The following is a 14,847-nucleotide window of genomic DNA, read 5'->3' as shown; positions in this document are numbered from 1 at the left end:
CTTGGCCGCATGGCCGGTCGTCTTTTCCCGCGCTGGGGCATCCTCTTCATCGACTTGGTGCTGTGCATGGTGGCGCTAGCCTCAGCGTACCTGCTCCGATTCAACTTCAAGGTGCCTGCGCATGAGGTTGACCTTCTGCTACCCGTGCTGCCCCTATTCCTGATCGTGCGCGCCGCTACCTTCCTGATCGCTGGCATCCCGCGCATCATGGTGCGGCACACCAGCACGGAGGATGCGCGCCGCCTCTTCCTCACCGTTGCTGCTGGCACAGCGGTGCTCGGCGCGATCAGCTTGCTGCGCTACCTCCTCTTAGATGGCCAGTACTTCCTGCCGCGCGCGGTGATCATCATCGAATTCATGGCCACCGCCATGCTGGTGATCTCAGCGCGCATCGCCTTCAAGCTGCTGCACCTGCGCAGCCAGGGCGCTGGCAAGGAGCGCGTGCGGGTGATCATCCATGGCGCGGGCGAGGCCGGCCTTATCACCAAGCGCACGCTCGAGCGCGAGGGGTCGGTGAAGTATGAAGTGGTGGCCTTCACGGATGACGATGAGCGCAAAGCGGGCAAGCGCCTCGAAGGCGTCGGCATCACGCACACCGGCCGGCTTCCAGCGCTGCTTGCCGAAGGCATCGACCAGGTGATCATCGCCATCGGCAAGCCGGACCCGGAGAAGCGGCGGCGGGTGGTGGATGCCTGCATCGCCGCGAAGGTGCAGGTGCGCACCATTCCGCCGGTGAACCATTGGATCAATGGCCAGCTGAGCGCAGGTCAGATCCAGCAGGTGCGCATCGAGGACCTGCTCGGGCGCGCAGTGATCCACCTCGAGCAGGAGGCCGTGCGCCGGCTCGTGGCCGGCAAGCGCGTGCTGGTCACTGGCGCCGCGGGCAGCATCGGCAGCGAGTTGGTCCGTCAGTTGGCGGAGATGGAGCCGGCCTCCCTCGCGCTCATCGACATCGCGGAGAGCGGCCTGTACGATGTGCAGATGGAACTGGTGGGAAAGGGCCGCAGCGAAAAACTCCATGTGCACGTGGCCGATGTACGGGACGGGAATCGCATGGAAGCCGTGTTCGCGCATGAGCGCCCACAGCTGGTCTTCCACGCCGCTGCCTACAAGCATGTGCCCTTGATGGAGGCCCAACCCGAAGAGGCCGTGCGCACCAACCTCGGCGGAACGGGCACCGTGGCACGGCTGGCGTGCAAGCATGGGGCGGAGCGCTTCGTGCTCATCAGCACCGACAAGGCCGTGAACCCCACCAGCGTGATGGGCGCCAGCAAGCGCGCCGCCGAGATGCTCGTGGGCGCCATCGCGCAGGGCTGCGGAACCGTATTCGTCACCACTCGCTTCGGGAATGTGCTCGGCAGCAGCGGCTCAGTGATCCCATTATTCCGCAAGCAGATCGAGGCCGGCGGCCCCGTGACGGTGACGCATCCGGAGGTCACGCGCTTCTTCATGACCATCCCCGAATCGTGCCGCCTGGTGATGGAAGCCGCAGCCATGGGCCAGGGCGGCGAGATCTACGTATTCGATATGGGACAGCCCGTGCGCATCGCCGAGCTCGCCGACAAGATGATCCGCCTCAGCGGCAAGGAGCCCGGCAGCGAGATCGCCATCACCTATACCGGCCTGCGCCCCGGGGAGAAGCTCTACGAAGAGCTGCTCGCCACTACCGAGAACACGGTCCCGACCCACCATCCGCGCATCCTCATCGGGCAGGTGACGCCGGTTGATGCGGACGATGTGCTTCGCCGGACGGACGCCCTGCTCCGCATGGAGAGCCATGAAGCCATGCAGGCGTTGAAGGACATGATCCCCGAATACGGAATAGGGCCGCGCCCGCCCGCCTCAACTGGAACCCCGTCGCATCCGATGCTTTGATCCGGTCCAGCAACGAGATACCCCCAGCACTCATGAGCCAACACACCGAAGCCCAGTTCCTCGCCCGAATCGTTGAGCGATCGCGGGAATATTCACGTTTCTATCTGAGCCAGCTCAAGGGCCAGGACCCGCATCGCGTATTCGTTTGCGAAGGCAAGCCGCTGAACAGCCTGTTCTGGATCGTAGCGCACATGGCCACCACGCAGAACGGCTTGCTGCTCTACAGCACGGGCGGCCCGTTCGAGAAATTCAGCTGGGCGAAGCACTTCAGCATTGGTGGAAAGGGACTGCCGCCTGATCAATGCCCGCCCTACGAAGAGGTGTGGGGCACCTTCAAGGCGGTGCATGAGAAAGCCATTGCCTACCTGCCCACGCTCACGACGGAGCAACTGGATGCTCCCAATCGCACGGGCCTGCCGCTGATCGGGACAACGGTGCGCGATGCGATCATCCATGCGGCCCGGCACGAATCGCTGCATACCGGGCACCTCACCACCCTGTGCAAGCTCTACGGCATCGCCACCGTTTGAGCACTCGCGCATGCTCACCGGCCGTTTCCTCCTCGCCGTTCTGCATCTGCTGGCGCTCGCCATCGGCATCGCGGCGGTGTATGCGCGCGGCCGGGCATTGCGCCGCACCACCACCGCCGCCGACCTTCCCGACGTTTTCCATGCCGACAATTGGTACGGCATCGCGGCGCTGATCTGGGTCGGCAGCGGGCTCTGGCGCGCCTTCGGTGGAGCGGAGAAAGGCAGCGATCACTACTTGGAGAGCCACTGGTTCATCGGCAAGATGGGCCTCTTCCTGCTCGTGCTCGCGTTGGAGCTGCTGCCCATGATCACGCTGATCCGCTGGCGCATGGCCTTCAAGAAGTACAGTGCCATCCCGCTGGAGAAGGCCCCGCTCCTTGCGCGGCTGACCTTTGCCCAATTGCCCTTGCTCCTGCTGATGGTACTCATGGCAGCGGCCATGGCACGGGGGTTCTGAATACCGCTTCTATCTTCCCGGCGAAACCTGTCCGGCATGCCTGCACTGCGAATGCTCCTGCGCGGATTCCTCCGCCTCTTCATCCCATGCTGCTGCTGCGCGGCGGCGGCCAATGCCCAGCAGTACAAGCTGCGCGGCATCGTGAGCGACGGCGCAACGGGCGAGACCCTCATAGGCGCCAACGTGGTGCTCAAAGGCACCACCATCGGCGCCGTGACCGACATCGATGGGCGGTTCGAGCTGCTGGTGAGCGAGCTGCCGCCGTACACCCTGGTGGTCAGCTACATCGGCTACACGCAATTGGAGCTGGTGGTGAAGAGCCTCGACAAGGAATTGAAACTGAGGCTCAGCACTGACCAGGTCCTGCTCGGCGAAGCCGAGGTGGTGGGCAGCCGCATCAGCGAGAAGCAGAAGCAGGCGCCGCTCACAGTGGAGAGCATGGATGTGATCGCCATCCGCGAAGCGCCAAGCGGCGACTTCTACGAGAGCCTCGGCACCCTCAAGGGCGTGGACATGACAGCAGCGAGCATGGGCTTCAAGGTGCTCAACACGCGCGGCTTCAACAGCACCAGCCCCGTGCGCTCCTTGCAGCTGATCGACGGCGTGGATAACCAGAGCCCCGGCCTCAACTTCTCACTGGGCAACTTCCTTGGCGCAAGCGATCTGGATGTGATGAAGGTGGATGTGATCGCCGGAGCCAGTACGGCCTACTATGGCCCTGGCGCATTCAACGGCGTGGTGAGCATGACCACCAAGAGCCCGTGGACCTTCCCCGGATTGAGCGTGAGCGCCAAGGGAGGTGAACGCGGGCTGCTTGAGGGAGCCGTTCGGTGGGCACAAGTGTTCAAGGACAAGGACGGCAAGCCGCGCGTCGCCTACAAGCTGAACATCTTCGGCATGCGTGCCGAGGATTGGTACGCGCAGGATTACAGCGCCACGAGCAACAGCCCCACGCAACCGGGAAATCCCGGCCGCTTTGATGCCGTGAACATCTATGGCGATGAGAATGTGACGGTGAACAATGATTTCAGCAACAACGCCTTCGACCGCAGGACCTATCCCGGCCTTGGCCTATTCCTGCGCCCTGGCTACCGCGAGGAGGATCTGGTTGACTACGGGACCAACAACCTCAAGGCGGGAGCATCGGTGCATTACAAGATCACCGATAGCGTGGAGGTGATCGCTGCCGCCAACTACAGCACGGGCAGCACGGTCTATCAAGGTGAGAACCGCTACCGACTGGATGGCGTGCAATTCTGGCAGCAGCGGCTTGAGATCAGGAAGGAAGGCAAGTGGTTCCTACGCGGCTACTACACCGGCGAGGATGCCGGGAAAACCTACGACATCTTCACCACCGGCGTGCGCCTGCAGGAGGCAGCTGGCGAGACGCGCGAATGGAACATCAAGTACTTCACGCTGTGGGAGACCTGGATCCGGCCGCGGATCAACAATGAGCGTCCGGACTTCATCACCGTGCAGGAGGCCCTGCTGCCCGGGTCCGGCATCACCTCTCAGGAACAGTATGATGCCTACGTCCAGCAATTCGTGGCTCAGAATCCCGGCCTCTTCACCGGCTACCACGATGAAGTCGCGGATAGCATCGCGCTGATCGACAATAACGAATTGAACCCGGCGTACATCGTGGGAACACCGCGCTTCACCGACAAGCTGAACGAGATCCGCGGCAAGCGATTCACCGAGGGCGGATCGCTCTTCTACGACCGCAGCCAGCTGGTGCACGCCATGGGCGAGTACCGCTTCAAGCCGAAGTTCGGGGAGATCGCCGTAGGCGGCAGCTTCCGGCAGTACATGCCTAACAGCGCGGGGACCATCTTCCGCGACACCGGCAATGTGGTGATCCGAAACAACGAATTCGGGCTCTATGCCGGCCTCGAGAAGAAGCTGCTGAAGGAGAAGCTGAAGGCCACTGCCACGCTCCGATTGGACAAGAACCAGAATTTCAATGCCCTGCTCTCCCCCGCCCTCTCCTTCGTGTACATCCCGCGCCAGGACCGCACCTTCCGGGTGAGCTTCAGCAGCGCGGTGCGCAACCCAACGCTCGCTGACCAGTACCTATACTACAACGTGGGTCGCGCCATCCTGCTGGGCAATGTCGATGGACAGTTCGAGGCGGGCCGCGACAGCCTGATCACCGTGGAGAGCTTCAACGAGTACCGTTCCTCGCCCACCTTGCTCGAGGGGCTCTCGAAGCTCGACTACTTCAACACGGACCGCCTGCGGCCGGAGCAGGTGCGCACCATCGAGGCCGGCTACCGCGGCACGCACGCCGAGAAGTTCTACATCGACGTGAGCGCCTACCACAGCTGGTATACGGACTTCATCGGCTACCTCATCGGCATAAGCGCGCAGTTCGATCAGACCAACGGCTTCCCCGTGGGCGGCCTTCAGGCCTACCGCCTCGCGGCCAACGCAACCACTACCGTGCGCACCCAGGGCGCCAACCTTGGCGTGAGCTACTTCCGCAAAAAGATGACCTACGGCGCGAACTACAGCTACAACGAGCTGGTCACCGGCGATGACGACCCGATCATCCCCGCCTTCAACACCCCACGCAGCAAGTTCAACGTGAGCTTCACCGGACACGACATGAAGGTGCCGTTCAGCGGCAAGCCCAACCTCGGCTTCGGCATCAATTGGAAGTACGTGGAGGGCTTCACCTTCACCGGCTCACCGCAGTTCACCGGCCCGATTCCCAGCTACGACATGATCGATGCCCAGGTGAACGTCAAATTCCCCGTGCAGCATCTAACGGTGAAGCTGGGAGGAAGCAACCTGTTCGGCTTCATCCCAATGTTCGAGGATTCCGAACCCAACCGGCCGCGGTGGGAACGCGTCTTCGACAATCAGGTGCGGATGGTGTACGGCGGTCCCTTCGTGGGAAGGCTGGCGTACGTGCAGCTGATCTATGAATTGGATCGGCGCTGATCACTTCAGCACTGCGAGCCGCTCCTCCAGCGCCTTGATCTTCGCCTCGGCGTCGGCCTTCTTCTTCCGTTCGTTCTCCAGCACCTGCGGCGGTGCGCCATTCACGAAGCGCTCATTGCTGAGCTTCTTCGCCACACTGGCCAGGAAGCCGCGCAGGTGCGCGAGCTCTGCTTCGGTCTTCTTCGTTTCAGCCTCGGTGTCGATGTTGCCGCCGAGGTCCACTGCATACTCGGTTGTCCCTACCAGGAAGGTGATGGAGCCTTCGCTGACCTTCTCCACCTCAGCGATGGCCGTTACGTTGGCCAGCTTGTTCACCAACGCTGAAACGGCCGCGCGCATGGGAGCGGACCCCTTTGCCTGCACTTCCACCGGTTCCTTCGGACTCATGCCGCGCTCGTTGCGGACGTTGCGAACGGAAGTCACCAGGTCGAAGGCGTGCTGCACCTCGGCATCTAGCTTCATATCGCCCGCGCCGCCCTTGGGCCATGCGGCCACGATGATGTCCTCCCCTTCCTTTCGCTCGCGCAGCAGGTGCCACACCTCCTCGCTGAGGAAGGGCATGAAGGGATGCAGGAGCTTCATCACTTCCTCGAAGATGGCCACGGTGGCCTCGTAGGTCTTCCGATCAATCGGTTCGGCCACGCCCTCCCCCGCCGCGTTCTTCAAAAAGGCGGTCTTGATGCTCTCCAGGTACCAGCTGCACAGGTCGTCCCACACCAGCTTGTAGGTGGCCATGAGCGCCTCGCTGATGCGGAACTGCGCGAAGAGCTGATCGATCTCGGTGGTGCTGCGCGCGACTCGGCTCTGCATCCAGGCGACAGCCGCCGCTGAGGAAGCCGGTTGCGGACGATCATCCACGGTCCAGCCCTTCACCAAGCGGAAGGCGTTCCAGATCTTGTTGCTGAAGTTGCGGCCCTGCTCACAGAGCGAATCGTCGTAGGGCAGGTCGTTGCCGGCTGGACTGGTGAGGAGCATGCCCACGCGCACGCCATCGGCGCCGAACTTCTCGATCAGTTCCAAGGGATCAGGGCTGTTGCCGAGGCTCTTGCTCATCTTCCTCCCCTGCTTGTCGCGTACGATGCCGGTGAGATACACGTTCCTGAACGGTACCTCCTGGCGGTACTCCAAGCCGGCCATGATCATGCGCGCCACCCAGAAGAAGAGGATCTCCGGCGCGGTGACGAGGTCGTTCGTCGGGTAGTAATACTTGATGTCGGCGTTGCTCGGGTCCTTGAAGCCGTCGAATACGCTGATGGGCCAGAGCCAGCTGCTGAACCAGGTGTCCACGACATCCTCATCCTGCTTGATGCCGTTGGTGCTTTGTCCGGAGGCCTTGAACTGTGCGATCGCTTCGGCTTCGGTCCTGCACACGGCCACATCGCCAGTCTCATTGTACCACGCGGGCACGCGCTGCCCCCACCACAATTGGCGGCTGATGCACCAGTCGCGCACGTTCTCCATCCAATAGGAGTAGGTGTTGGCGAACTTCTGCGGATGCAGTTTCACGCGGCCATCCTTCACCACTTCCAAGGCAGGCTTGGCCAGCTCGTCCATCTTCACGAACCACTGCAACGAGAGGCGCGGCTCGATCACCGCATCGGTGCGCTCGCTGTAGCCCACCTTGTTCTTGATGTCCTCGATCTTGACGATGTGCCCATTCTCTTCCAGCTCCTTCACGATCTTCTTGCGCACAGCGAAGCGATCCTCACCCACGTAGAGCTGAGCGGCGGGGCTGAGCGTGCCATTCGGTTCCAGGATGTCGATGGTCTCGAGATTGTGCTTCTTTCCCAGTTCGTGGTCATTCGTATCGTGCGCAGGCGTGACCTTCAGCGCACCGGTGCCGAATTCGCGCTCCACGTATTCATCGAAGATGACGGGGATGCTGCGACCGATAAGCGGCACCAGCGCGCGCTTGCCCTTCAGGTGGGCGTAGCGCTCATCCTCCGGGTGGACTGCGATGGCGGTATCGCCGAGTATCGTCTCCGGGCGCGTGGTGGCGATGGTGACCCATTGCTCCGTTGCGCCTTCCATCGCGTAACGCACATGGAAGAGCCTTGAATTCTGCTCCTTCATGATCACCTCTTCGTCGCTCACGGCCGTCAATGCCACCGGATCCCAGTTCACCATGCGCAGGCCTCGGTACACCAGGCCTTTCTTATGCAGGTCGATGAAGACGTCGATGACGGCCTCGCTGAGGTCGGGCTCCATGGTGAAACGCGTGCGGTCCCAATCGCAGCTGGCGCCGAGTTTCTTCAACTGCTCCAGGATCACGCCGCCGTACTTCTCCTTCCACGCAAAGGCATGCTTCAGGAATTCCTCACGTCCGATCGCGCTCTTCTTGATTCCTTGTTCGCCCAGCAGCTGCACCACCTTCGCTTCGGTCGCGATGCTCGCGTGATCGGTGCCGGGCACCCAGCAGGCGTTCTTGCCTTGCATGCGCGCGCGGCGCACCAGCACATCCTGGATCGTGTTGTTGAGCATGTGCCCCATGTGCAGCACGCCCGTCACGTTGGGCGGCGGGATCACCACGGTATAGGGCTCGCGGTGGTCGGGCACGCTGCGGAAGTAGGCCTTGGCCATCCAATGCCGGTACCATTTGCCTTCTGCCTTCTGCGGATCGAAATGCTTGGGGATCTCCATCGCCTGGAATGAGCGGCGAAAGTAGCCCGCTGCCCAGCTATCGCCCGGGGTGCCCATCAAGGAGCTGCTGCCTTCGCATCCGCCGTTCGCGACCGATCCTGGAAAGGCCGTGAACCTCGTACCTGCCGCGAGCGGCCATCATCACCGCGCCGGATGCCCACGGCGGAATGAGGCATTACTGGGCGATGAAGCGCTCTGCGCTCACGCCCTTCGATGTGCTCAGCCTGGCCACGTAGCATCCGGGCATCAACCCTTCTATGCTCACTGGGCCCGTTCCGATGCTTTGGGCATGAGCCAAGCGGCCTGCCCCATCGAGGATCTCCAGGTTGCCGCTTTCAGTTGAATGAATGCGCACACGGCCGCTCGAAGGGTTCGGGTAGATCAGGAGCTCATTCGCTGGTGCAACCACCTCGCCTGTGCCAACGGCGAACATGAGCGCATTGAATGCATTGATCCGCCCATGCCCGTGGTAATGGTCGAATCCTGGCGTGTCCTCCAACGGGTCACCCACCTGGTCCTCTGCGGTGGCCTCGATGATGGCGCGGATCTGCGCGGGCGTTCGTCCCGGTTGCTGGGCCTTGAGCAGTGCAGCCAATGCGCTCACATGCGGCGTGGCCTGCGAAGTGCCGGACCAATAGGAGGTGAATGAGACATTGCTGGCGTGACTGAGCCCGTAGATGTAATCGCCCGGCGCGCAAACGCTGATGTGCGGCCCATAGTTGCTGCCGCTTGAAGCGCTCCAATAGAAAGGCACAGCGCGCCGATCATTCGGCTTGGTGGCGCCCACGGCCATCACACCATTGAGCGCTGCAGGGATGAACGGCACGTTGCTGTTGGTGTTCATCATGCAGGCCACCACGAGCACGCCATTGGCCAAGGCGAAATCGACGGCCGCCTGCATCTCCGGTGAAGGATCGGTTCCACCCATGCTCATGCTGATCACATCCGCGCCGTTATCGATGGCGTAGTACATGCCTGCGATCCACCAGCTGTAGAAGCCCTGATTCGAGCTGTTCAGCGCCTTGATCACCATGGCCTTGCAATTGAGGTCCACGCCCGAGAATCCAACTCCGTTGTTCCCGGCGGCCGCCACGATGCTGGTGACGTTGGTGCCATGGCCTTGGTCATCGGTGGGGTCGTTATCGTTGTTGGCGAAGTCCCATCCCTGAACGTCATCCACGAAGCCGTTCCCATCGTCGTCGGTGCTGTTGCCTGCGACCTCTTCGGTGTTCAGCCATAGGCGATCGCCCCAGTCGGGGTGCTGCAGGCGCGCGCCGCTGTCGATGATGGCCACGGTAACCTCTTCACTGCCCTGCTCAATGTCCCATGCCGCCTGCATATCGATGTCTGCGCCTGCCACCGCCGGCGAGAGCGCGAATGAGCCATCGTTGTGCAGGCCCCATTGCTTGTCGTAGTGGGGGTCGTTCGGCGTGAAGTCGCGATCGCCGCCGCCATGGCCCATGTGATCACGCTCGGCGCGCATCACGCCGGCCAGCGATCGATACCCGGCAAGCGCTTGATCCACATCAACGCCTTCGGGCAGCTCAACCGAATAGAGGCGTGGCATGCCGGCCTTCAACGGCGCGAGGCGCTGGATGCGCTCGGCACGGAGTGATGCGCTCAAGCGATCCACGGGCCCGAGGCCGGTGGCGGCCTTCGCGGCGATGGGAACGGGCTTCAGCGGTGCATCGGGCGAGACGCGAATGATGATTCGATCGCTCGATTGGGCAAGCAGCGAGGCGGTGAACGCGAGGCAGGTGAACGCGACGGGCAGTCTCATGGCGATGTGTTCAAGTTCGCTCAAAGTAAGGCGATGAAATCGCTTCCATGGTCATCATGAGAATTCGGGACTACTACCCGCGCGCCGCGAGTTGCTCGCTCAAGGTCGGCCCTGCGTGCCCTGTCCTGTTCGGCACCAGGCTCATCGCATACTCGGCCAGTGCCGTGATCGTCAGGCTCGGGTTCACGCCCAGGTTCGCCGGGATGATGGAGCCATCGAGGATCCGCAGCTCGGGATATCCGAAGGCCTCGAAGCGCTCATTCACCACGCCCTCCTCGGCAGTCGTGCCCATGGGGCAACCACCGAGGATGTGCGCCGTGCTGCTCATGTCCAGCAGCACTTCGGGCAAAGCGTTCATGGCGGTGCCGCCGGTCTTCGAGGCGTAGCGATGCATCACCTCCTGCCCGATGCCGATGTAGGCCGGCACGCGCCTGCCACCCTCGTGCGCCACGCTCAGCTTCCCACCGAACAAGCCCTTCCGCCAGCTCACGCGCACGGCATTATCCAGGCTCTGCATCACCAACAGGATGATGCTGTGCCTCCCGAAATCGCGTCGCAGCGCATTGAAAGCCCTGCGCGGCTGGGTGATCATGCTCCAGACGCTCTTCGCCACGCGCATGATCGGCGGTCCATCGCCTGCGGCCATCACGGCCAGCAGGCCCATGGCGCCGGAGCCATCGCCGTACTTCACCAGCTCGATGTGCGTATGGGCATCCGGCTCGAACACCCGGCTGATCGCCACACCGTGATTCACCTTCTCCGGGATGCCGCTGATGCCGCAGAGCGATTCGCTGTTGGTGCGCACCATGGCGCCGAGCTTATCCGACAGCTTCTGCAGCGTGCGCAGCTCATGCTTCTGCCGCAGGAGCAGCTTCAAAGTGCCCATCACGCCCGCGCTCACCACAAGCCCTCTTGACCGGAGCACGCGCGCCCTTCGTCCGAACAAGGCCGTGGTGCTCCGCACATGCACATGGTATAATCCGTCCTTGTGCTCGATGCGCGTGACCTCTGTCTCCGCCTCGATGCGGGCGCCGAATCGCTCCGCGAACCAGAGGTAATTCTTGTCCAGCGTGTTCTTGGCATTGTAGCGACAGCCCACCATGCAGTTGGCGCACGCGGTGCATCCGGTCCGGGCTGGGCCAAGGCCGCTGAAGTACGGGTCGGTGGGCGCCTTCGTATCGCCGAGGTAAACGCCCACGTGATCCACGGGCTTGTAAGTATCGGCCCTGCCCATGTCGCGCGCGATCTCCGCCAGCACGCGGTCCTCTGGGCCTTCCTGCTCGTAACGCGTGCTGCCCAGCATGAAGCGGGCGGTGGCGTAATGCGGGGCCAATCGCTCCTTCCAATCGTCGAAGCGAGACCACGCCGGGTGCGAGAAGAAGGCATCGCCAGGCATCATGTGGGTATTGGCGTAAATGAGGCTTCCGCCGCCCACGCCCGTACCACTGAGCACCATGATCCGATTGAGCAACTCGATCCGCTGCGGACCGAAGCAGCGCAGCAACGGTGCCCACAGGAACTTGCGCACGCTCCAATTGGTGCGCGGGAAATCCTTCGCCTCCCATCGCTTGCCCTTCTCCAGCACGACCACGCTGTAGCCCTTCTCCGCCAGCCGCATCGCGCTGACACTGCCGCCGAATCCGGAGCCGATGACGATGTGGTCAAGGACGTCGTTGGCGGGCATGGACCAAAGCTACCGGTGGGCGAGAGCCGTGCGCGCTAGAACTGGAAGTAGATGAATGGCACCATCTCAGCCGTCACGGTCTGGTAGATGAGCGCCACCACGGCCGCGCACGCCAATGCCATCGCCCAGAGCGGGAGCGCCGCGAAGCCCTCGCGATAGCGCTGCTTGAGCGATTCCGGCAGCCAATGCACCACGAGGCCGAGGACCATCACACTGAAAACGCTGCGGAAGGCCCAAAGCACATCACCGGCGAGATGCAGGTTGAAAGACCCGGCCACCTGATGGAGGAACTCATTGGCGGTCTGCAGATCGGGGCTGCGGAACCAGATGCGCGTGAAGCTGATGAAGCAGAAGGTGATCAGGACCTTCCAGGCATGCGCTGCCCAATGCGCGCTCTTCTCCCACGGACTGATGCGCTTCCATTGCTTGTACACCAGCAGGCCCAGGCCATTCAGCCCGCCCCAGATCACGAACATCCAACTGGCACCATGCCATAGGCCGCCGATGAGCATGGTGATCATCAGATTCAAATTGGTGGTGATGGCGTTGTGCGCGGCCGGCGAGAACTGCACCAGCACGTAAGCAGCAGCGATGGCGCTCAAGTACACCACCGGCAGCCACCACCACCCGGTGAGCAGGATCAGTGCCGCACCGACCACCCCGAGCATGATCCATGAGAAGAGCGATCCCCCGCGATTGCCGCCCATGGGGATGTAGAGGTAGTCACGGAGCCAGGTGCTCAGGCTCATGTGCCAGCGCTTCCAGAACTCGGCCACGTTACGCGCCTTGTAAGGGCTGTTGAAGTTCATGGTGAGCCGGAAGCCCATGAGCAGGGCCACGCCGATGGCGATGTCGGTGTAGCCGCTGAAATCGGCGTAGACCTGGAGGGAGTAGCCGAAGAGCGCCATCAGGTTCTCGAGGCCCGAGTAGCGCAACGGATCGGCGAAGACGCGGTCGATGAAGTTCACCGCGATGTAGTCGCCGATGATCATCTTCTTCAGCAAGCCGTTCAGGATCCAGAACACCGCGATGCCGAACTCGGGCCGCGTAAGGCTGTACGGCTTCGCGATCTGCGGGATGAACTCGCTGGCGCGCACGATCGGCCCGGCGACCAGCTGCGGGAAGAAGCTGACATAGAAACCGAAATCGAGCAGGTTGCGGACCGGCCGGAGGTGCCCGCGATAGACATCGATCGCGTAGCTCATACACTGGAAGGTGTAGAAGCTGATGCCCACCGGGAGAAGCACCTTGTTCTCCACGAAATGCGCATCCCATGCGTGGTTGGCCCAGCGCGCGAAGTAGTTGACCGGCTCGAAGGCGGTGCCTGCGATCGCGTTGATGTTCTCCACTACGAAGTGCGCGTACTTGAAGTAGCCGAGCACGAGCAGGTTCAGCGTTACGCTCGTGGCGAGCAGCAGCCGCTTGCGCAGCTTGTCATCAGAGGATGCGCTGGCCCGGCCAAGGAGGAAATCCATGACGATGCTGAAGCCCAGAAGGCCAACGAACAGGCCGCTGGTCTTGTAGTAGAAGAAAAGGCTCACGCCGAAGAGCCATGCGCTGCGCCATTGCGGACGCTTATGCACCGAGCTATAGCCGGCGAGCACCACCAGGAAGAATCCCCAGAAAAAGAAGCGGGTGAAGATGAGCGGCGAATGCTCGTCGTAGAGGAACAGCGATGACCAGTCGATGCCCCCTGTCATCAGCGGAAGGTGAGCTTGAGGTGGTTTCCGTAGGCTTCCATCAATGCGCCGTAGAGGAGGTCGCCGAGCAGCTCATAGCCATTCCGGTTCAGGTGCACGCGATCGGCCTTGGCCAAGCCGGCCTTCTCCCAGGCGCGGATGCTCCCGGCCCCGCCCATCACGCCCCAGGCATCCCACACGCCCACGCCCTCGCTCGCGCTCAACCGGAGCATGGCATCGCGCACCGGCCCTGCGTTCTTGTTCACGAAGCGCCGCTTCATGTAGCTGTCCGTGTTGGTGGTCAGCAGGATAGCGGCCTTCGGATTCGCGATCCGGATGCGGCGGATGAGCTCGCGGTAATTGGCTTCGTACCGCACTGGGCTGAAATCGGGATCGTGCGCGTCGTTGATCCCGATGGAGAGGATCACGAGGTCGGGATGCAGGAGCGCGAGCTCTTCGCTGAAGCGCTGGCAGCGCAGCCAACTCGCGGTGCTGGCGCCATTCACGCCCAGCGGGTGCAGCACGACCCCGGGATCGCCTGTGCCCAACTCGATGCCGTGGAGGATGAATCTGCGCTGAGTCGAGTCCGTTCGCGCGATGCGGAGGCGGAGAGTGTCAGCGTGGCGGTCGTACATGAATTCGGTGAAGCCGCGCAGCTCATCCACGCGCCGTGTGATGCGCACGGTGCTGTCATCGTTCAAGGCGAACACCTGGTAGCTGCTGTCCATGCGGTGCAGCACGCGCACGCGGTCGAAGGAGTAGCCGGGATGGATGTCCTCCCGGAAGCTGACCTTGATCTCGGTGAGCGTATCCGTCGTGGTGGCGCTGATGCCGGCCATGCCCAGCGAAGAGCTGTCCGGCGCATGCACATTGCGCAGGGCCGACCACTGGCCGGTGAATTCCGGCTTGTACCACCACGGGTTGTTGCTCCTCGCCATGTTGTACGGGAAGATGAACCCCTTGGCCGCGCGCATGCCGGGCGACATGCCCTGCAAGCGGTGCCGGAGCTGACCCGTCCACAAATCAGCCTGCACGTGCGAGCCCCCGATATGCACCACGCTCACTTGCCCCTCGCCTGCGAACAGCCCGCGATCCAGGGCCGCATGCCATTCGCCCCAAGCGCTGCTATCGCCCTTGAACACGATGTGATTGGCGGCAGGGTTCATGAATGGCCTCGTATGCACGGCGAAGGGATTCGCCTGGCCTTTCGCCAGCGCCGACAGCAGCATGAATGTGATGATGATGGTGCTGCGCAT

General features: G+C 62.6%; 9 protein-coding genes. 4 read left to right on the top strand and 5 right to left on the bottom strand.

From position 1 onward, the window contains the following. Nucleotides 1-9: 9 nt before the first annotated feature. The 4 genes from IPM12_09285 to IPM12_09270 are packed head-to-tail and all read left to right on the top strand — an operon-like array spanning nt 10 to nt 5,808. Nucleotides 10-1,875 carry a polysaccharide biosynthesis protein gene (locus IPM12_09285; protein MBK9147991.1) on the top strand — a complete coding sequence of 622 codons (1,866 nt, stop codon included), beginning with the start codon at nt 10-12 and terminating at the stop codon, nt 1,873-1,875. A gap of 32 nt (nt 1,876-1,907) precedes the next feature. Then, nucleotides 1,908-2,405, top strand: a complete 498-nt coding sequence (locus IPM12_09280; protein ID MBK9147990.1) for a DinB family protein — start codon at nt 1,908-1,910, stop codon at nt 2,403-2,405. Between the two features lie 10 nt (nt 2,406-2,415). Further along, nucleotides 2,416-2,862 (top strand): DUF2214 family protein, encoded by a 447-nt coding sequence (locus IPM12_09275; GenBank protein ID MBK9147989.1) that lies wholly within the window; start codon nt 2,416-2,418, stop codon nt 2,860-2,862. Nucleotides 2,863-2,913: 51 nt separating this feature from the next. Continuing rightward, nucleotides 2,914-5,808: a carboxypeptidase-like regulatory domain-containing protein gene (locus tag IPM12_09270; GenBank protein MBK9147988.1), complete on the top strand. Its 2,895-nt coding sequence runs from the start codon at nt 2,914-2,916 to the stop codon at nt 5,806-5,808. Here IPM12_09270 and IPM12_09265 read toward each other — a convergent pair whose 3' ends face one another. The 5 genes from IPM12_09265 to IPM12_09245 all read right to left on the bottom strand — a co-directional run bounded on the left by IPM12_09265 (nt 5,809) and on the right by IPM12_09245 (nt 14,847). After that, on the bottom strand, nt 5,809-8,448 hold the full coding sequence (locus tag IPM12_09265) for a valine--tRNA ligase (protein ID MBK9147987.1): 2,640 nt from the start codon (nt 8,446-8,448) through the stop codon (nt 5,809-5,811). Between the two features lie 175 nt (nt 8,449-8,623). Beyond that, nucleotides 8,624-10,228: a S8 family serine peptidase gene (locus IPM12_09260; GenBank protein MBK9147986.1), complete on the bottom strand. Its 1,605-nt coding sequence runs from the start codon at nt 10,226-10,228 to the stop codon at nt 8,624-8,626. 73 nt (nt 10,229-10,301) lie between these two features. Next, nucleotides 10,302-11,912, bottom strand: coding sequence for a GMC family oxidoreductase (locus IPM12_09255; protein ID MBK9147985.1), 1,611 nt, complete (start codon nt 11,910-11,912; stop codon nt 10,302-10,304). Nucleotides 11,913-11,947: 35 nt separating this feature from the next. After that, nucleotides 11,948-13,612, bottom strand: a complete 1,665-nt coding sequence (locus tag IPM12_09250; protein MBK9147984.1) for an MBOAT family protein — start codon at nt 13,610-13,612, stop codon at nt 11,948-11,950. Next, nucleotides 13,612-14,847 (bottom strand): hypothetical protein, encoded by a 1,236-nt coding sequence (locus IPM12_09245; GenBank protein MBK9147983.1) that lies wholly within the window; start codon nt 14,845-14,847, stop codon nt 13,612-13,614. The genes IPM12_09250 and IPM12_09245 overlap by 1 nt, the downstream gene beginning before the upstream one ends.

The sequence above is a fragment of the Flavobacteriales bacterium genome, from assembly GCA_016716605.1.
In the GTDB taxonomy this organism is placed as follows: Bacteria; Bacteroidota; Bacteroidia; order Flavobacteriales_F; family PHOS-HE28; genus PHOS-HE28.
Note: the sequence above shows the minus strand (reverse complement) of the source record. Positions and strands in the feature narration are given on the sequence as shown.